Origin of the sequence: Methylibium sp. (assembly GCF_031393925.1) — a bacterium.
Classification (GTDB): domain Bacteria; phylum Pseudomonadota; class Gammaproteobacteria; order Burkholderiales; family Burkholderiaceae_C; genus Methylibium.
The window spans coordinates 1-17,300 of sequence record NZ_JANMWL010000156.1 but is presented as its reverse complement, the minus strand read 5'-3'; the positions used below and the strand labels follow the sequence as shown (position 1 = coordinate 17,300).

At 65.9% G+C, this 17,300-nt stretch carries 18 protein-coding genes and 1 tRNA gene; 9 read left to right on the top strand and 10 right to left on the bottom strand.

Features of this window, described 5'->3' with window-relative positions:
• Positions 1-2: 2 nt before the first annotated feature.
• Positions 3-695, bottom strand: coding sequence for a glutathione S-transferase C-terminal domain-containing protein (locus RMO12_RS08830; protein WP_309625604.1), 693 nt, complete (start codon positions 693-695; stop codon positions 3-5).
• A 77-nt stretch (positions 696-772) separates the two neighbouring features.
• Between RMO12_RS08830 and RMO12_RS08825 the strand changes: the two genes are divergently transcribed.
• Positions 773-1,531, top strand: a complete 759-nt coding sequence (locus RMO12_RS08825; RefSeq protein ID WP_309639004.1) for a hypothetical protein — start codon at positions 773-775, stop codon at positions 1,529-1,531.
• Positions 1,532-1,541: 10 nt separating this feature from the next.
• Here RMO12_RS08825 and RMO12_RS08820 read toward each other — a convergent pair whose 3' ends face one another.
• The 3 genes from RMO12_RS08820 to RMO12_RS08810 all read right to left on the bottom strand — a co-directional run bounded on the left by RMO12_RS08820 (position 1,542) and on the right by RMO12_RS08810 (position 4,655).
• Positions 1,542-2,789 carry an acyl-CoA dehydrogenase family protein gene (locus tag RMO12_RS08820; protein WP_309625606.1) on the bottom strand — a complete coding sequence of 416 codons (1,248 nt, stop codon included), beginning with the start codon at positions 2,787-2,789 and terminating at the stop codon, positions 1,542-1,544.
• A gap of 15 nt (positions 2,790-2,804) precedes the next feature.
• A complete protein-coding gene (locus tag RMO12_RS08815) occupies positions 2,805-3,884 on the bottom strand; it encodes a phosphotransferase (RefSeq protein ID WP_309625607.1) in 1,080 nt (359 codons plus the stop codon).
• Positions 3,885-3,950: 66 nt separating this feature from the next.
• Positions 3,951-4,655, bottom strand: coding sequence for a Crp/Fnr family transcriptional regulator (locus tag RMO12_RS08810; protein ID WP_309639003.1), 705 nt, complete (start codon positions 4,653-4,655; stop codon positions 3,951-3,953).
• A 78-nt stretch (positions 4,656-4,733) separates the two neighbouring features.
• On the opposite strand from RMO12_RS08810, the gene RMO12_RS08805 reads away from it, so the two are divergent.
• Positions 4,734-5,513, top strand: a complete 780-nt coding sequence (locus RMO12_RS08805) for a class II aldolase/adducin family protein (protein WP_309639002.1) — start codon at positions 4,734-4,736, stop codon at positions 5,511-5,513.
• A 77-nt stretch (positions 5,514-5,590) separates the two neighbouring features.
• Here RMO12_RS08805 and RMO12_RS08800 read toward each other — a convergent pair whose 3' ends face one another.
• Entirely contained in the window at positions 5,591-6,292 is a 702-nt protein-coding gene (locus tag RMO12_RS08800) for a histidine phosphatase family protein (protein WP_309639001.1), read from the bottom strand.
• Positions 6,293-6,383: 91 nt separating this feature from the next.
• On the opposite strand from RMO12_RS08800, the gene RMO12_RS08795 reads away from it, so the two are divergent.
• A complete protein-coding gene (locus tag RMO12_RS08795) occupies positions 6,384-6,641 on the top strand; it encodes a hypothetical protein (protein ID WP_309639000.1) in 258 nt (85 codons plus the stop codon).
• A gap of 198 nt (positions 6,642-6,839) precedes the next feature.
• Positions 6,840-8,711 carry a hypothetical protein gene (locus RMO12_RS08790; RefSeq protein ID WP_309638999.1) on the top strand — a complete coding sequence of 624 codons (1,872 nt, stop codon included), beginning with the start codon at positions 6,840-6,842 and terminating at the stop codon, positions 8,709-8,711.
• Here the strand turns inward: RMO12_RS08790 and RMO12_RS08785 are convergent, their stop codons facing one another.
• Genes RMO12_RS08785 through lptF form a run of 5 tightly spaced genes read right to left on the bottom strand, consistent with a single transcriptional unit; the run spans position 8,712 to position 13,451 of the window.
• On the bottom strand, positions 8,712-9,890 hold the full coding sequence (locus tag RMO12_RS08785) for a pyridoxal phosphate-dependent aminotransferase (protein ID WP_309638998.1): 1,179 nt from the start codon (positions 9,888-9,890) through the stop codon (positions 8,712-8,714). It abuts the gene before it with no gap.
• 4 nt (positions 9,891-9,894) lie between these two features.
• Positions 9,895-10,848 carry a CysB family HTH-type transcriptional regulator gene (locus RMO12_RS08780; protein WP_309626552.1) on the bottom strand — a complete coding sequence of 318 codons (954 nt, stop codon included), beginning with the start codon at positions 10,846-10,848 and terminating at the stop codon, positions 9,895-9,897.
• A complete protein-coding gene (locus RMO12_RS08775) occupies positions 10,845-11,228 on the bottom strand; it encodes a CbiX/SirB N-terminal domain-containing protein (RefSeq protein ID WP_309638997.1) in 384 nt (127 codons plus the stop codon). Before RMO12_RS08775 ends, RMO12_RS08780 begins: the two co-directional genes overlap by 4 nt.
• On the bottom strand, positions 11,225-12,346 hold the full coding sequence (gene lptG / locus RMO12_RS08770) for an LPS export ABC transporter permease LptG (RefSeq protein WP_309638996.1): 1,122 nt from the start codon (positions 12,344-12,346) through the stop codon (positions 11,225-11,227). The genes RMO12_RS08775 and lptG overlap by 4 nt, the downstream gene beginning before the upstream one ends.
• 10 nt (positions 12,347-12,356) lie before the next feature.
• Positions 12,357-13,451, bottom strand: coding sequence for an LPS export ABC transporter permease LptF (gene lptF, locus RMO12_RS08765; RefSeq protein WP_309638995.1), 1,095 nt, complete (start codon positions 13,449-13,451; stop codon positions 12,357-12,359).
• A 26-nt stretch (positions 13,452-13,477) separates the two neighbouring features.
• Between lptF and RMO12_RS08760 the strand changes: the two genes are divergently transcribed.
• The 5 genes from RMO12_RS08760 (at position 13,478) to RMO12_RS08740 (ending at position 17,298) form a co-directional block, all read left to right on the top strand.
• Complete coding sequence (locus RMO12_RS08760) at positions 13,478-14,932, top strand: leucyl aminopeptidase (RefSeq protein ID WP_309638994.1); 1,455 nt, start codon at positions 13,478-13,480, stop codon at positions 14,930-14,932.
• A gap of 36 nt (positions 14,933-14,968) precedes the next feature.
• Positions 14,969-15,400 (top strand): DNA polymerase III subunit chi, encoded by a 432-nt coding sequence (locus RMO12_RS08755; protein ID WP_309626557.1) that lies wholly within the window; start codon positions 14,969-14,971, stop codon positions 15,398-15,400.
• 34 nt (positions 15,401-15,434) lie between these two features.
• Positions 15,435-15,845, top strand: a complete 411-nt coding sequence (locus RMO12_RS08750; protein WP_309638993.1) for a hypothetical protein — start codon at positions 15,435-15,437, stop codon at positions 15,843-15,845.
• 149 nt (positions 15,846-15,994) lie between these two features.
• On the top strand, positions 15,995-17,131 hold the full coding sequence (locus RMO12_RS08745; protein WP_309638992.1) for a branched-chain amino acid ABC transporter substrate-binding protein: 1,137 nt from the start codon (positions 15,995-15,997) through the stop codon (positions 17,129-17,131).
• 76 nt (positions 17,132-17,207) lie between these two features.
• Positions 17,208-17,298, top strand: a tRNA-Ser gene (locus tag RMO12_RS08740).
• The last annotated feature ends 2 nt before the right edge of the window (positions 17,299-17,300 follow it).

Genomic DNA, 17,300 nt, shown 5'->3' with positions numbered 1-17,300 from the left:
CTTTAACGCGCGCGATATTGCTCCGCTCCGAAGAGCATCTGCCGCGCTTTGTCGTCCACCAGCGGCTTGCGCTCGGCCGCCAGCACGGCAACGCCGCGCTTGACTGCGGGGCGGTTTTCGATCTCGTCGAACCAGCCCCTGAGGTGCGGGTAATCGTTCCAGTCGATGCCCTGGTTCTTCCAGGAGCGCAGCCACGGAAATACTGCGATGTCGGCAATGCTGTAGTGGGGTCCAGCGATGTACTTCGACCTTGCTAGCTGGCGGTTCATCACGCCGTAGAGGCGCTTGGCTTCGTTGGTGTAGCGCTCGATTGCGTAACCGATCTTCTGCGGTGCGTAGATGCGGAAGTGGTGGGCTTGTCCGAGCATCGGTCCAACGCCGCCCATCTGAAACATGAGCCACTGCAACACCTCGTACTTCTCGCGCACGCCGGTGGGCATGAACTGGCCGGTCTTGCCGGCCAAGTACAGCAGGATCGCGCCCGATTCGAACAGCGAAATCGGCTGCTCATCGGGTCCGTCAGGGTCAACGATCGCCGGAATCTTGTTGTTGGGACTGATCGACAGGAACCGCGGCTCGAACTGGTCGCCGGCACCAATGTCGATGGGCAAGACCACGTAAGGAAGGCCGCACTCTTCGAGCATGATGTGGACCTTGTGCCCGTTCGGCGTGGCCCAGGAATACACTTGGATCATCGTGTGAACCTCGGTAAATGGAGGCAGCCGCCTGTTCGGTCTTGCCTGCGGTCACTCTATTCGATCCCTGGAGACCCATGCTGCAGACGCTCAAACGCTGGATCGGCGGTGCCAAGGCTGCTGGCACCGACGCACGGGCGTTGCAAGCGTGGGCCCGCGAGCGCGGTCATCACGTCAAACGTGTGCCTGCCGACGACGGTGTCGTGGTCGAGGGCGTCATGCACGGCACTTCGTGGCGGCTCGAATGGGGTTCGCCGCAGCGCGCCTACTTGTTGGAGCGCGAATTGCGGTTGCGCATGGATCTCGGTCTGCCGCAACACGTGCAGATGATGGTGATCTCGCGTGCGCTGGCGGAGGAACTGGAGCAGGCGGCCTACGCACTCTTCACCCAGGACATGCAGACGCGGATCGACTCCGGCATGCCCGAGGAGATGCGCTGGTTGGCGATGTTTCCGAAGCTGACACTCGCTGGCATGAAGACCGTGCGCTCGCGCTTCACGGCGGTGGCGAGCCCGGCCGCACCGGCGGCGGCCTGGCTCGCGCCCGAGGTGATCGCTCAGCTTGACGCCGCGGGGCGCACTTGGCTGGCCGACGACGAGCCAATGGTGCTGATGACGCTCAGGGGTCGCCTCTATCTGCGCATCGAGTCGCTGCAACCCGATGGCGCCATGCTGGACGGCGCTCTAGCACTCTACGAAGCGGCGGCGCGCAGCGCGCTGGCTGCCTCCGAAGGCGCGGTCGGCCAGACGCAATGGCCTACCACGCAGTCGACGGCGTGGCAGAGCCATCTGCCTTCAAGTTTTTCGCCCGACTCGACCGACGAGCACCCGCGCTGAACCGACGCCCTTACGCGGCGGCGTACTTGCCAAGCTCGAGCTTAGCGATCGCATTGCGGTGTACTTCGTCAGGGCCGTCGGCGAAGCGCAGGGTCCGTGCCGCTGCATAAAAGTAGGCGAGGGGAAAATCCTCGCACATGCCGCCGGCGCCGTGCGCCTGCATCGCCCAGTCGATCACCTGGCAGGCCATGCTCGGAGCGACCACTTTGATCATCGCGATTTCCGCCTTGGCGGCCTTGTTGCCCGCCACGTCCATCATCCAGGCTGCCTTGAGCGTTAACAGGCGCGCCATGTCGATCTTGCAGCGTGCTTCGGCGATGCGCTCGCGCGTCACGCCCTGATCGGCCACCGGTCGGCCGAAGGCGACGCGCGCGGAACTGCGCTTGCACATCAGTTCGAGCGCGCGCTCGGCCAGGCCGACGAGGCGCATGCAGTGATGAATGCGCCCGGGGCCGAGTCGGCCCTGCGCAATCTCGAAACCGCGGCCTTCGCCGAGCAACAGGTTGCTGGCTGGCACGCGCACGTTGTCGAAATCGATCTCGCAATGGCCGTGCGGCGCGTCGTCGTACCCGAACACCGACAAGGGACGCAGTACCTTGATGCCGGGCGTGTTGCTGGGCACGAGAATCATCGACTGCTGGCTGTGGCGTGGCGCGTCGGAGTCGGTCTTGCCCATGAAAATGTAGATGGAGCAACGCGGATCGCCAGCGCCCGAGATCCACCACTTGCGGCCATTGATGACGTAGTCGTCGCCATCGCGGCGGACGCTCGATGCGATGTTGGTCGCGTCGGACGAGGCCACGTCGGGCTCGGTCATCGCAAAGGCGCTGCGGATCTCGCCGCGCAGCAGGGGCTCGAGCCAGCGCTGCCTGTGCTCTGCCGTGCCGTAACGCACGATCGTCTCCATGTTGCCGGTGTCGGGCGCAGAGCAGTTGAACACCTCGCTGGCCCAGGGCACGCGGCCCATGATCTCGGCCAGTGGCGCGTACTCCTGGTTCGTGAGGCCCGCGCCGTAGTGACCCGATGTGTCGTGCGTGCCGTCGGCGCTTGCCGGCAGGAACAGGTTCCAGAGCCCTTCGCCGCGAGCCTTGACCTTGAGGCCCTCGATGAGATCGAGCGGTGTCCAGCGCTTGCCGGCCTTGGTGTGGGCCTCGATCTCGGCCCAGTAGGCGCTCTCGCTCGGGTAGACGTGACGCGCCATGAAAGCGACAAGGCGCGCCTGCAGGTCCTTGGTGCGCGGGGAATAGTCGAAGTCCATGGCGTCGATCCTTGGTTAACGCATGCGCTGGGCAATGTCCCAGCCCATTTCGGCCAGCGGTCTGGCGCCGGCCCCGGCCTGGAGTGCCTGTTCGCTTGCCGCGGTGCCGTCGACCACCCGCTTGGCGATGCCTTGAAGTATGCCGGCCAGGCGAAACAGGTTGTAGGCGAGATAGAAATTCCAGTCAGCCGCCAGCGCGTCGGTACTTTCGCGCCCGGTGCGCTCGCAATAGCGGCGGATGTAATCGGCTTCGCTCGGAATGCCCAGCGCGTCGAGATCGAGCCCGCCGATGCCGCGAAAGCTGCCGGGTGGAATGTGCCAGCTCATGCAGTGGTAGCTGAAGTCCGCCAGCGGATGTCCGAGCGTCGACAACTCCCAGTCCAGCACGGCCAGGATGCGCGGCTCGGTGGGATGGAAGATCAGGTTGTCCAGGCGGTAGTCGCCGTGGACGATGCTGGTCTGCGAGGCGTCTAGCGCGCCGGGTGGGATGTGCGCCGGCAACCAGTCGATGAGCCGGTCCATGGCGTCGATCGGTTCGGTGATCGACGCCTGATACTGCCGGCTCCAACGCCCGATCTGGCGCTCGAAATAGTTGCCCGGCTTGCCAAATCCGCCGAGCCCGCAAGCGGTGAAATCGACGCGGTGCAGGGCAGCGATCACGCGGTTCATTTCGTCATAGATCGCCGCGCGCTCGCTGCGGCTCATGTCAGGCAGCGCCTGGCTCCAGAGCACGCGGCCCTGCACGAATTCCATGACGTAGAAGGCGCGGCCGATGACCGCTTCGTCCTCGCACAGCACATGCATGCGCGCCACCGGTACCTCACTGCCGGCCAGCGCTCGCATCACGGTGAACTCGCGCTCGATGGCATGCGCCGAGGGCAGCAGCTTGGCAACCGGAGCGGGCTTGCTGCGCATCACGTAGCTGCGAGACGGCGTCACCAGCTTGTAGGTCGGATTCGATTGCCCGCCTTTGAACTGCTCGACCGTCACAGGCCCGACGAAGCCGTCGAGGTGCTGTGTGAGGTAGGCCTGCAGCGCCCCGATGTCAAAGGCGTGCTGGGCGGTGACGGGCTTGGTGCCGGTGTTGTGATCCATGGTTTTGACAGGGCGAGTCTTGATTATCAGGTGCGGCGGGCGAGCAGGCTCGGTCGATTCTCGGCGTCAGCGCGCGGCGATTTCGAGCAGTTTCTCGCGAGACAGCACGACCAGCCGCGCGGGCTCCACGCGCACCGCGCCATCGCGCTCGAAACCTTTCAATTCCTGGTTCACGCGCTGGCGCGACGCGCCGAGCAGCTGCGCCAGATCTTCCTGCACCAGCTGCAAGCCGATGCGGATTTCCTCGCCCTGCGCGATGCCGTAGCTGCGCGCAAGCAGCAAAAGCTGCTTGGCCAGCCGGGCAGCAAGCGGGCGCGTGTTCAGGTCTTCGACCACGTCGTAGAGCAGACGAACGCGCCGGCACTGCAAGCGCAGCAGCGCTTCGTACAGCTCCACATGCCGGGCCAGCAGGTCGTGGAAGTCGGGCTTGCGCACCACCAGCAGCGTGGTCTGACCATGTGCGTTGGCGTCGTGCGTGCGCGGCAGGCCGTCGAACAGCGCGGTGTCGCCAAACCAAATGCCAGGCTCGACATAGGTCAGCGTGATCTGTTTTCCGGAAAGCGACACCGAACTCACTCGAACGGCGCCCCTGGCGACGCCGCACCATTCGTCGGCCGGCGCACCGCGCGAGGTCAGCAGCGCGCCATCGTCGACGCGCCGCACGGCCGAGCGCTCGAGAATCGCACCACGCAGATCGCCGGAGAGTTTGCAGAACCAAGAACCCGAGTCGATGCGATGTCGCTCGGTGAGGGTAAGACCGGAGGTATTCATGGTGCGTCGCTGAAGTGACAACATGGCGAGCCGCTCCAGCCCTATTGTCCACGTCCGTTTCGAGCCAAGGAGTCCCCGATGAACGCTCCCGAACCCTTGCAGATCACCAGTCGACGGCATGCGGTCAGTGCGGCGGAATGGCAAGCCCGCATCGATCTCGCTGCGGCCTATCGGCTGGTGGCTCATTTTCAGTGGGACGACTTGGTCTTCACGCACGTGTCCGCGCGCGTTCCGGGCACCGACAACCAGTTCCTGATCAATCCCTACGGCCTGATGTTCGACGAGATCACGGCGTCCAGCCTGGTCAAGGTCGACCGCGACGGAAAGCAGCTCGACGACACGCCGTTCCTGGTCAATCCGGCGGGGTTCACGATCCACGGCGCCATCCATGCGGCGCGGCACGACGCCGCCTGCGTGCTGCACACGCACACGCTCAACGGCGTGGCGGTGTCGGCACAGCAAGAGGGTGTGCTGCCGATCTCGCAGCAATCGATTTTCGTGCTGGCGAGCCTGGCCTACCACGACTACGAGGGTCTCGCGCTGCGCGACGACGAGAAGCCGCGCTTGGTGTCCGACCTCGGCAGCAAGCAGTACCTGATGCTGCGTAACCATGGCCTGCTCACGGTCGGGGCGACGGTGGCCGATGCGGTGGTGGCGATGTATCTTTTCGAGGCCGCGTGCGCGATCCAGGTCCGAGCACAGTCCGGCGGCGGCGCGTTGACGCGCGTGGCACCGCACGTCATCGCGACCGCGCAGCAACAGGCGCTGCAGGTGACCCTGGGGCAGGGCGCCGGCAGCCTGACATGGCCGGGGCTGCTGCGCCGGCTCGACCGGATCGACCCCGGTTATCGCGACTGAGCGTTCATTGATACCCGCTTGGCGCGATGCGCCGCCTCGCCCAGCGCAAGCCGCGTCTGCGGGACGCAGCGGTGGTTTCAGACCGGCCGCAAGTACTGAGCGAGCAGCTTTTCCATCGTCGTGTAGCGCTCGCGTTCTTGGAGCCATTGCGTCGGCGCAAGGTTGATCGCGCGCACCACGACTTCGTCGCCATCACCGAGCTCGAGCACGTTGATGCACGCCGGCAGCTGCTCGAGGCGGCCGAAGAAGGCGCGTTGTCCGGCCAGCGCGGTGGACAGCAGCGCGCGGTTCACACCTCCGTGCAACACCATCAACAGGCACTGCCAGTCGTCGCGCTGGCGCCAGCGCTCGAAAGCGGGCAGCGCCCGGTCGAGCAATTCGCCGATCGATTCGCCGCCGAGGAAGCGCTGCGCCTCCGCGACGGGGGCACCGCGAAATGCGCCGAGGAATGCGGCTTCGATTTGACCGGGTGGAATGTCCGCGAGTCGGCCGCCGCGGATTTCTCGCAACGCCGGCTCCTGTTCCACATCGAGTGATTGGGCGCTCGCGGCAAGCACGCGCTCGGCGGTCTGCACGGTGCGCGGCAGCCCGCTCACGAGGACGCGATCGAAGCGCACAGCGCACTGAGCAAACAAGGCCCCGGCCGCATCGGCCTGGCGCTCGCCTTCGGCGTTGAGCGCCACGCTGTCCGCAGGCAGCGGGGTGCCATTGGGCAGGAAGTAATCGACCGAGCCGTGGCGCATGAGGTAGAGGCGTCGGCGCGTCGGCCGCTCACTCATATCGAGCCTTGCCGGTGGCCCTGTCAGCGAAAACACGGCGCACGTTTTTGCACAAAGGCGTGGGCCCCGTCGCCAATCTTGGCTTGAGTTGATGTTCGACACAAAGCATTCGTTCACCGTTCGGTTGTTCGCGCGCGGTCGCCGTGGCGACGAGTTCATAAGTGCCTTCACGCTCGCCAGCGTCGGCGACGCGCCTTGGCAGGCTTCCAGGCAGATGACGAGCTTCAGCCAGCACTTGATCGCTGTCTGTCACGCGAGCGACGAGGCTGCGCGCTGGAGTCGCTGGTGCGGCGGTTGCGTCGCACGGCGCCGCGCCTGCGGAGCCAGCAGTGCATTCCGCACGGACTGAGGATTGCAGCCTGCGCCAAACGCACGACAGCAGGCCCGTTGCAGGGAAATATCCATTTACTCCATGCTAGAGTGATTAGGCTGGGGACAACAAAGAGACATGAATCTCAAGTCAAGAACACTGGCATTGAGCCTGATTCTGGGAGCGGCCGTCGACGCAACATCGGCGATCGGATTCGGGCGTCTGCCAACGAGTGCGGTGCTGGGCCAACCCCTGCAGCTCGCAATTGCCTTGCATCTGGATCCGGGCGAAGCCATCGGTTCCGAATGCCTCCTCGGCGAAGTGCATTTTGCCGACAGCCTGCAGCAACCCGGCACCACGTCCTTGCGACTTGACCCGGCGCTTCCTTCGGCCACCGAGCGCGTCTTGCGCTTGACCACCACCACCCGCGTCGACGAGCCGTTGGTCACGGTGGAAGTCAGCGTCGGATGCACGTCCAAGGTGACGCGTCGCTTCGTGCTGTTCGCCGATCCGCCGGTCGTCGCTCTTGCCGACACGCCCGCCGATGCGCCCGCGACCGAGGAAGCCGCCGCCGCAGTCACGGCCCCGGCCGCACCGGCTGTCTCCAGCGAGCCTGCTGCCGAACAAGTGCGCGCGCCGCAGGTTCGCGCCAGTGCACCGGCAGCGCCGCGTCGCAGTGCTGCGCTGGCCCGCAGACCATCGAGCGCCATCACACCGACTCCTGCCGCCATCGTCCGACCAGAGATCCGTGCATCGCGGCCGGCGCGTCGCGTGGCGCAAGCAAGCAGCGCGAGGCTCAAGCTCGCGCCGCTCGAAGCGGGAGCCGCGGCGCCCGCTGTCGCGGCGCCACCCCCGGCGCCGACAACCCCCAGCGCCGCCGTTGCCGAGCAAGCAGCCAGTGCGGCCGCTATCAGCGCAGCGTCCGACGCTGCTGCGCGTGCGCGCGTGGTCGAGCTCGAGGCCGCGGTAGGCAAGTTGCGCAGTGATACGGCCAGTGCGCAGCAGTCGATCCAGGGCTTGCAGTCCCGTCTGCAGCGCGCCGAGGACGGTCGCTTCAGCAACCCGCTGGTGTATGCCCTGCTGGCGTTGCTTGCGCTGTTGATGGGCGCCGTTCTGTGGTTGTGGCGTCAACGCAATCAAGAGCGTGAGGCGCATGCCTGGCTCGCGCATGCTGCGGCGACTTCCGCGTCCGCCGAATCTTCGGTCGGCCAGCCTGAAACTTCGGTGTCTGCGCCAGTGCCCACGCTCAAGGCTTGGGTCAGCAAGCCGAGTCCCGTGGACGGCTTCGACGAGACACGCTCGCTCACCAAGGGCCCCACCGCGTTGCCCAGCGATTCGCCGGTTTCCGGGTCGGTACCCCTGGGCGGCGTGCAGCCGCTCAGCGCCGCGCAACGACGCGAAGTTTCCGTCGAAGAGCTAATCGACCTGGAGCAGCAAGCGGAGTTCTTCGTTGTTCTCGGCCAGGATGCGGCCGCCATTGAACTGCTCATGGGCCATCTGCGCAGCACCGCCGGCAGCAGTCCCTTGCCCTACCTCAAGCTGCTCGAGATTCACAAACGATTGGGCGATCGCGAGGAATACGCGCGTCTGCGCGAACGCTTCAACACGCGCTTTAACGCTTACGCACCGGCGTGGGAAACGGATCTGCAGGCCGGTCGTTCGCTGGAGGAGTACCCCGCCGTCATCGAGCGCCTCGAAGGGCTCTGGTTCATGCCCCAGCGCGCGCTAGAGGTCCTCGAGGCGACGCTGCTGCGTGCCGACGGCGGCCACGCCGACGACGCCGATGCGCAAAGCTTCGATTTACCGGCTTATCGCGAACTGATGCTGCTTTATTCAGTGGCACGCGATCGATCGGAAGCCGAAAGCGACACCACGATCGACCTGATGCTCCCACTCGCCGATGGCGAGGGTGCGCTCGACGGCAAGACTCACGGTGGCGTGTTCGAGCGCCTACTGGCGACCACGCCGCTGACCGCACAACCTTCGGTCCAAAAGTCGCTCGAGGTGGATCTGCCGCTCGACGACTTCGACCCCGGTCCTACCGAGCACGGCGCGCTGCCGCTCTTGAGCACCCGGGACCGCAAGCGCAGCGAGCCCAACCAGGGCTAGTTAGCCGGCAAGGCGCTGCAGCCTTTGCAATGCGGTGTCGAGGGTCGCATCGAGCTTGGCAAAGCAAAAGCGCACCAGGCGCTGCTCGAGCCCCTGCGCGTAGAACGCCGACAGCGGAATCGCCGCGACGCCGACCTCGGCAGTGAGCCAGCGACAAAACGAAGCTTCGTCTCGGTTGCGGTGTTCGCCCAGGGCCGAATAGTCCACGCACTGGAAGTAGCTGCCCGCGCAGGGTAGCGGGCGCAGCGCAGTGGCAGCAAGGCCGCTGCGGAAGCGATCGCGTTTGGCTTGGTAGAACGCCGGCAGGTCGCGGTAGGGCCCGGGGTCGGTCAGGTAGCGGGCGATCGCATGCTGCATCGGCGTGTTGACCGTGAACACGTTGAACTGATGCACCTTGCGGAACTCGGCGCTCAACGCCGCTGGGGCCGCGGTGTAGCCGACCTTCCAGCCGGTCACGTGGAAACTCTTGCCGAAGCTCGAGATCAGCACGCTGCGAGCCGCCAGTTCCGGGTGGCGCGCCACGCTCTGATGCACCGCGCCGTCGTAGACCATGTGTTCGTAGACCTCGTCGGCAATCACGATCACATCGGTGGGCCGCAGGAGCGAGGCCAGGCGATGCATGTCGACCTCGCTCCACACGGCGGCACTCGGGTTGTGCGGCGTGTTGACGAGCATGGCCCGCGTGCGCGGCGTCAGCGCGTTTTCAATGGCCTTGAAGTTCGGCCGAAAACTCCCCGACTCGAGTGGCACCCGCACCACCTTGCCACCGGCCAGTTGGATGTTGGGCTCGTAACTGTCGTAGCAGGGCTCGAGCACGATGACCTCGTCGCCAGGATGCACGAGTGCGAGGATGGCGGTCAGGATCGCCTGCGTCGCGCCAGCGGTGATGGTGATCTCGTTGCCCGGGTCGTAGCGGTGGCCGCAGAGTGCTTCGATCTTGCTCGCGACCGCCTCGCGCAGCACCGCCACGCCGGCCATGGGCGGGTACTGGTTGTGGCCGGCCTGCATGGCGTGCGTGACGGCGTCGATGAGCCGCGGGTCGCACGCGAAGTCGGGGAAGCCCTGGCCGAGGTTGACCGCGCCATGCTGCTGGGCGAGCGCCGACATCGTGGTGAAGATGGTGGTGCCAACGCGCGGCAGGCGGCTCGGTGCGACGGGCGTGCGGGCCAGTCCGGTCATGTCGTCACAGCTCGTAGCTCTCGGCGTCGCCCGCCATCGCCTTGATGATGAGTGCGCGCGTCAGTCGGCTCGACACCAGCTCTGCGAAACCGTAGACGAAGTTGCGCAGGTAGGCGCCGCGCTTGAACGCCAGGCGCGCAACGTTGGTGCCGAACAGCTGTCCGGCAGGCCGCACGACCAGCTCGCCACCGGGTGCGCATGACGGATCGTCGCGCACGGCCATCTCGGCCACGATGCCCAGGCCCAGGCCGAGCTTTACATAGGTCTTGATGACGTCGGAGTCGATTGCCTCCAGCACCACCGTCGGATGCAAGCCCCGCGCGGCAAACGCCTGGTCGATGCGCGTTCGGCCGGTGAAAGAGGGGTGATACGAGATGAGCGGCTCTTGCACCAACTGCTCGAGTGTCAGCCGCTCCTGCGCCGCCAGCGGGTGGCCGATCGGCAACACGATCACGTGCTGCCACTCGTAGCAGGGCAGCGTGACGAGCGAGTCGAATTCGCTCAGCGACTCCGTCGCCAAACCGACTTCGGCGGTCTCGTCGATCAGCATCTGCGCCACCTGCGAGGGCGTGCCCTGGTGCAGGCTGATGGCGACCTTGGGGTGGCGTTTGCGCATTGCAGCCACCGGGCCCGGTAGCACGTAACGCGCCTGCGTGTGCGTCGTGGCGATCGACAAAGTGCCCGCGTCCTGTTGGCTGAATTCTTCGCCGATGCGCTTTAAGTTGTTGACCTCACGCATGATGATTTCGATGGCCGCCAGCACCTGTTGCCCCGGCTCGGTGATGCGCTTCAAGCGCTTGCCGTGGCGCGCAAAGATGTCGATGCCGAGCTCTCCCTCGAGCTCGAGGATCGCCTTGGAGATGCCGGGCTGTGAGGTGTGCAGTGCCTTGGCGGTCTCGGTCAGGTTGAGGTTGCGGCGCGTCGCCTCCTGGACAAAGCGGAACTGATGCAGGTTCATGAGGTTCTCGTGAGGTCGAGCGCCACCGTGGCCAACGCGGCGACGAGTGTCGGGTGCTCGCCCACGGCGGTCGACAGTCGAAACGTGATGGTCGGATGCGCCGCTTCGAGCTGTGCGACCAGCGCGGGGATGTCCTTGCGCACATGCCCCCCCGCGCCGAGGAAGAGCGGCACCACGACCACCTCGCCGCACCCGGCCAGGCGCGCGCCGGCCTCCAGCAGACCCGGCGTCATGAACTCCAGGAAGGCCAGTTCGATCGGGGTGTCCGGCGAGAGCGTGCGCAAATGCACGAGCACGGCCTCGAAAGGCCGGGCCCACAGTGGATCGCGCGCGCCGTGCGCAAGCAGCACGATGCCGCGGGGCGTGTGTGTCGCCGTCATCGAAACCGCACCAGCCAGCTGAAAGCGGCCATCGACAGCAGCAGATAGAACGTGCTCGGCGCCGCGGCCGCGATCCAGGGCGTCCAGTCTCGAAGTAGCCCCAGGTGCGTGGAGACGTTGTTGAGCAGCACGAAACTGATGCCCAGCAGGATGCCGCCGAATACCTTGACGCTGACACCGCCGGAGCGCGCGTGCAGGTAGGCGAAGGGCAGCGCCAGCCCCACCATCACGAGGCAGGCCAGGGGGTACAGCGCCTTCTTCCAAAATTGGATCTGCTGGCGCTGCACGGCCTGTTCGTTCTGCGCCAAGTGGCTTTGGTAGCGGTACAGGTCGACGGTGGACATGCTCTGCAGAGGGGACACGGCGGCGTCCACGACGGCAGGCGACAACTGCGTTGGCCACGTCAACGCGGTCAGGCGCTCGTCTGGCGGGAGCGCGTGGCCTTCGCCGGCACGCCAGCGCGTGAGCTGCACGTCCTGCAGAAGCCATGAACCCTCATGCACCTGGGCGCTGCGTGCGGAGATGCGCGCGAGCAGTTCGCCGTTGGTGCCGAACTCGTAGATGCGAACGTTGTCGAGCCGCCCGTCGGCGCCGACGTTGCCGATGTTGACCGAGTCGGTCCGCTCGCCAGCCGGCTGTTCGTCGGGGCCGGCGATGCGACGGTCGCGCAGCCAGGCGCCGTTGCCGCTGTTGCCCGCAGCGTCGCCGCGCAAGGACGATCGCAACGCCTGCGCCTTGGCATCGAAGTACGGCCCGACATAGTCGCCCACGACAAAGGTCAGGGCGCCGAACGCCAGGCCCAGCAGGGCTAGCAACCACAGCGCTCGCCCGGGGCCGAGCCCGCCAGTGCGCAGGATGGTGAACTCCGACGATTGCGCCAGGCGCGCCATGGCGTAGATGGTGCCGATAAGCACGGCAATCGGAAACAGTTCGTAGAAGTGCCCCGGCAGCTCGAGCAGGCAGTAGAGCGCGGCGTGGCGCGCGCGGTAGGCGCCTTGACCGACGTCGCCCATCTCTTCGACGAAATCGATGAAGAAGAACAAGGCCAGGAACGCGGTGGCGACGAACGCGACCGCCCCCAGCACGTCGGCATAGAGCAAGCGTCGCACGGTGCGCATGCGCGTCGACTCAGGCTGCCGCAGGGCGTCGCCGCCTCGGCAAGACCACGCTGCCCCGCTCGCGCCACCAGATCAGCAGGAGCGCGATCACGAAAGTACCGCCATGGACCATCAGGAGCGTGGGCCCAACCCCGAGCTGCGCGCTTGCAACCCATGTCTGGCTCAGGTTAAGAAGGTTGTAATAGACAACGAAGGCGAGCAGCGCCAGCAGCAGGTTCCAATTGCCGCCGCGCCGCGGGTTGCCGGCCGACAGCCCGATGCCGAGCAGCACGAGATTGATGCCGCCGACGGCGAGGCCGAGCCGCCAGGTCAGCTCGCCGAGGTGGCGGTTGTTGGGCTGCGTGAGCAATTGCCAGGTGCTGCGGGCCTTGGGTGGCAAGCGATCCTCACCGCTGGCGGCAACCTCGCCGGCCAGCACGCGGTAGCTGTCGAACTCGGCCAGTTTCTTGGCTCCGCTGGCCAGGTCGAGATCGCTGCGCTGGCCGCGCTCGAGAATGACGTAACGCTGGTCACCCTCGACCTCGATGCGCCCGCTGCGCGCCGAGGTCACGCTTTCAGCGTTGTCGCGTCGTTCGAGCACGAAGACGTTGCGCGCCACGCTGTCTTGGCCGGTCTCGCGGTCGATGAAGAACACGCGCGTGCCATCGGCCGAACTCTGGAACTGCCCGGGCGCCACGCGTGAGGCGTCCGAGCGGCGCTCGTAGCGATCTTTCAACTCGGCGATCTGACGGTTACCCCAGGGCCAGACGAACAGGGCCAGCAGCGCCACCAGCAGTAACAGCGGCCAGGCCAGTCGCAGCACCGGTGAGACCAGGCGTGTGAGGCCCACGCCGCTGGCGAACCAGATCACCATTTCGCTGTCGCGGTACATGCGCGTGAGCGTCGCGACCACGGCGATGAACAGCGACAGGCTCAGCATCGTCGGCAGGTTCTCCAGCGCGATGTAGCCGAGCAGCAGCGCGACGTCGTGTGCCGCCACCGAGCCGCCCGCCGCCTGCCCGAGTGTGCGGATCAGGGACATCGTGATCATGATGGTCATGATCACGATCAGGGTCGCGCCGAAGCTCCTGGCGAGGTCTCTGCGCAGAGTGGAATCGAATAACATCTTTGGATGGAAAACCGGAACGCATTATGAACTTTCGTTCGCTGATCACTACGCCCGACAAGCTCTGCGGTACGGTCGCCGATGCATTGCTCGTCGTCGTTGCCACAGACCCCGACAGGCAAGCGCTCGACGCCTCGTTGCAGGCGGTGCTCAGCGAGGCGATCAACAGTGGTGATCTTGCCTTGAAGGCGGGCCGCACGCTCTACGTTCATCGCCCCGTCGGCATGAAGGCGGCACGTCTGGTGTTCTCGGTCGCGGCGGACGACGGCGCCAAGGCATTCAAGGTGGCGCTCGTCGCCGGACTCGCGCAGCTCAAGTCGCTGGGCGTCAAACACTTGGCCGTTGCAGCGTCGGCTGCGCTCGAGGAGGCGCATGCCGAGGCACTGGTGGCCGCGGTGACCGACGCCGTCTACGTCTACCGCCACACCAAGCCCAGTGCCGCCGCCGCACCGGTGCTCGACCGCGTCACTTTGTTGACCGACAAGGCCTCGGCCCAAGCGGTGCAGCGGGGCCTCAAGCGCGGCGAAGCGATCACCGCTGGCGTGACCCTGGCACGTGAATGCGCCAACCGTCCGGCCAACCATTACACGCCGAGCAACCTGGCCGCCGAGGCCAAGCGGCTCGGCAAGGCATACGGCTTCAAGGTCGAGGTGCTCGATCGCAAGGACTGCGAAAAGCTCGGCATGGGGTCTTTTCTAGCCGTGGCGCAGGGCTCGGACGAGCCGCTCAAGTTCATCGTCATGCGCCACGAAGGCGCAGCCAAGGCAAGTCCGCCCGTGGTGCTGGTCGGCAAGGGCATCACGTTCGATACCGGCGGCATCTCGATCAAGCCTGCCGGCGACATGGACGAAATGAAGTTCGACATGGGTGGAGCCGCGAGCGTGCTGGGTACCTTCCGTGCTCTGGGCGAGTTGCGGCCCAAGCTCAACGTGATCGGCATCATCCCGAGCTGCGAGAACATGCCCAGCGGCCGCGCGGTCAAGCCGGGCGACGTCGTGACGTCGATGTCGGGGCAGACCATCGAGGTGCTCAACACCGACGCCGAGGGTCGCTTGATCCTGTGCGACGCACTGACCTACGCCGAGCGCTTCAAGCCGGCGGTGGTGGTGGACGTCGCCACCCTGACAGGGGCGTGCGTGATCGCGCTCGGCCATCACCGCAGCGGGCTGTTCAGCGCCGACGACGCGCTCGCCGAGGCACTGCTCGCAGCGGGCGGGGCGGCGCTCGACCCGGCCTGGCGGATGCCGCTCGACGACGAATACGAAGAAGCCTTGAAGAGCAACTTTGCCGACATGGGCAACGTCGGCGGGCGTGCCGGCGGCGCCATCACCGCAGCGATGTTCCTCAAGAAGTTCACGGCCAAGTTCCGCTGGGCGCATCTCGACATCGCCGGCACGGCCTGGAAGTCGGGCGCTGCCAAGGGTGCGACCGGTCGGCCAGTCGGCCTGCTGACGCACTTCATCCTGGCTCGCGCGCGTTGACGACGAGCGACATCCGCTTCCGGGCAACGCGCTTTCATGACCGAGATCAACTTCCACCATGGCGCGACCGATCCGCTGGCTTATGCCTGTCGGCTGCTGCTCAAGGCGCAGCAGCGAGGCTCGCGCGTGGCGGTGATAGCCCCGCAGGAGCAACTGGCCCGTCTTGACGAGACGCTGTGGGCTTTCGAGCCGCTCGCCTTCGTTGCACACGCAAGGCTGCGCGCGGACCAGCCGGTTCCGTCACGGCTGGCGATCACGCCGATCTGGCTGTTGGACCGCACCGCCGATGCGCCGCATCACGAGGTGCTCGTCAATCTGGGGTGCGACGTGGCGAGTGGCTTCGAGAGCTTCGAGCGCTTGTTCGAAATCGTCGGCAGCGGTGCCGACGAGCGCGAGGCCGGACGACGCCGTTGGCGCCAGTACGAGAGCCGCGGTTACGCGATCGAGCAACACGAGGTGCGCACGTGAGCCACTGTCGATGCAACGCGCCGCTCGGGCTGCCATGAACGAGTCCGGAGGTCGGCCGCCGCCGCGGCAGGTGCCCACGCTCACGGAGATCGTCGACGCCGATGAAGGCCAGCCTTCGGTGCCCGCCCCCGTCGGCGTGGGCGTCGGCCACACCGTTGTGATCGAAGCAACCGCTGCGGGCGTACCGCCCCTGACGGTGCGGGCGCCCTCGAACCCCGCCGACGAGTCGCTGATGGCCGAGCAGCTCGCAGCGCGCGTGCTGGCCGACGTCCAGCGCCACATCGACCTCACGCTCGAGCAGCGCCTTCGCGAAATGCTGACGCCGACGCTTGCGCGCCTCACCGATGCGCTGCTGCATGACAGCCGTGAACAGCTCGCCGTGGTCCTGCGCGAGCTGGTGGCGCGTGCCGTGGCACAGGAAATCGAGCGTCGACGCCAGCGTTGAGCGGGCAGGGCGTCGTTGCCTCGCCGCGCGCGCTGACAGTGTTTTTCCGGGGCTCGTTTGCGTCGGGAACGGCGCCGATCTGGAGTATGGTTTCACCCATCGAAGGTCATGCGCCTTCTCCTTATCAATTGCCCTTTGAAGGTTTTTCCATGCCACTCAAATTCAATGTGATCGTCGCTGCGGCGGCCGTGCTCATGGCCGCCGGTGCCTCGGCCCAAGACATGCAGGTGGTGAAGATCGGCCACGTCGCGCCGGTGTCCGGCTCGCAAGCCAACCAGGGCAAGGACAACGAGAACGGTGCCCGCATGGCGATCGAGGATCTCAACGCGCAAGGCATCACGATCGGTGGCAAGAAGATTAAATTCGAACTGCTGGCCGAAGACGACGCGGCCGACCCTAAACAGGGCACTGCGGTGGCGCAGAAGCTGTGTGATGCCAAGGTCAACGGCGTGATCGGGCATTTGAACTCCGGCACCACCATTCCTGCCTCGGCGATCTACAGCAACTGCGGCATCCCGATGATCACGCCCTCGGCGACCAACCCGTCGCTGACCCAGCAGCCGGGCGTCAAAGGCGTGTTCCGATTGCTTGCCAACGACGACGCGCTCGGCGCTGGGCTGGCACTGCATGCGGCCAACAACCTCAAGCTCAAGAAGGTCGCGATCATCGACGACCGCACTGCCTACGGGCGGGGTGTCGCGGAGGTGTTCAAGAAGACCGCCGCAGCGCGTGGTATTCAGATCGTTGACGAGCAGGCCACGACCGACAAGGCGACCGACTTCATGTCCATCCTGACGGCCATCAAATCCAAGGGGCCCGACGGCGTGTTCTATGGTGGCATGGCACCGCAGGCGGGCCCGATGCTGCGGCAGATGGAGCAGCTCGGCCTGTCAAACGTGAAGTTCTTCGGAGGCGACGGCATCTGCACCGCCAAGCTGCCCGAGCTGGCAGCCAGTGCCAAGACATTGGGCAACGTGGTGTGTGCCGAAGGCGGCGCCTCGCTCGAGAAAATGCCCAGCGGAAAGGCCTGGAGAGCCAGGTACGACGCCAAGTTCCCCGGACAGTTCGAGATCTATTCGCCCTATGTGTACGACGCCACGATGGTGCTCGTCGACGCCATGAAGCGCGCCAATTCGACCGACCCCAAGGTCTACGCGGCCAAGTTGTTTGAAACCGCCTACAAGGGCGTCACGGCCAATGTCGGTTTCGAAAAGGACGGCGAGCTGAAGAACCCGGCGATGACGCTGTACGTCTACAAGGACGGCAAGAAGGTGCCGCTGAACTGATCGGGTTTTGCGCTGAGCGGAGGGCGCCGAGAGGCGCCTTTTTTCATGCCGGCGCGTCGTTACAATCTGCGCCTTCGGAGAGATGGATGAGCGGTTTAAGTCGCACGCCTGGAAAGCGTGTGTGGGTTAACAGCCCACCGCGGGTTCGAATCCCGCTCTCTCCGCCAGT

Coding starts and splice junctions, on each gene's coding strand:
- RMO12_RS08830 (WP_309625604.1), bottom strand. CDS start 695: ATGATCCAAGTGTATTCCTGGGCCACGCCGAACGGGCACAAGGTCCAC.
- RMO12_RS08825 (WP_309639004.1), top strand. CDS start 773: ATGCTGCAGACGCTCAAACGCTGGATCGGCGGTGCCAAGGCTGCTGGC.
- RMO12_RS08820 (WP_309625606.1), bottom strand. CDS start 2,789: ATGGACTTCGACTATTCCCCGCGCACCAAGGACCTGCAGGCGCGCCTT.
- RMO12_RS08815 (WP_309625607.1), bottom strand. CDS start 3,884: ATGGATCACAACACCGGCACCAAGCCCGTCACCGCCCAGCACGCCTTT.
- RMO12_RS08810 (WP_309639003.1), bottom strand. CDS start 4,655: ATGAATACCTCCGGTCTTACCCTCACCGAGCGACATCGCATCGACTCG.
- RMO12_RS08805 (WP_309639002.1), top strand. CDS start 4,734: ATGAACGCTCCCGAACCCTTGCAGATCACCAGTCGACGGCATGCGGTC.
- RMO12_RS08800 (WP_309639001.1), bottom strand. CDS start 6,292: ATGAGTGAGCGGCCGACGCGCCGACGCCTCTACCTCATGCGCCACGGC.
- RMO12_RS08795 (WP_309639000.1), top strand. CDS start 6,384: ATGTTCGACACAAAGCATTCGTTCACCGTTCGGTTGTTCGCGCGCGGT.
- RMO12_RS08785 (WP_309638998.1), bottom strand. CDS start 9,890: ATGACCGGACTGGCCCGCACGCCCGTCGCACCGAGCCGCCTGCCGCGC.
- RMO12_RS08780 (WP_309626552.1), bottom strand. CDS start 10,848: ATGAACCTGCATCAGTTCCGCTTTGTCCAGGAGGCGACGCGCCGCAAC.
- RMO12_RS08775 (WP_309638997.1), bottom strand. CDS start 11,228: ATGACGGCGACACACACGCCCCGCGGCATCGTGCTGCTTGCGCACGGC.
- lptG (WP_309638996.1), bottom strand. CDS start 12,346: ATGCGCACCGTGCGACGCTTGCTCTATGCCGACGTGCTGGGGGCGGTC.
- lptF (WP_309638995.1), bottom strand. CDS start 13,451: ATGTTATTCGATTCCACTCTGCGCAGAGACCTCGCCAGGAGCTTCGGC.
- RMO12_RS08760 (WP_309638994.1), top strand. CDS start 13,478: ATGAACTTTCGTTCGCTGATCACTACGCCCGACAAGCTCTGCGGTACG.
- RMO12_RS08755 (WP_309626557.1), top strand. CDS start 14,969: ATGACCGAGATCAACTTCCACCATGGCGCGACCGATCCGCTGGCTTAT.
- RMO12_RS08750 (WP_309638993.1), top strand. CDS start 15,435: ATGAACGAGTCCGGAGGTCGGCCGCCGCCGCGGCAGGTGCCCACGCTC.
- RMO12_RS08745 (WP_309638992.1), top strand. CDS start 15,995: ATGCCACTCAAATTCAATGTGATCGTCGCTGCGGCGGCCGTGCTCATG.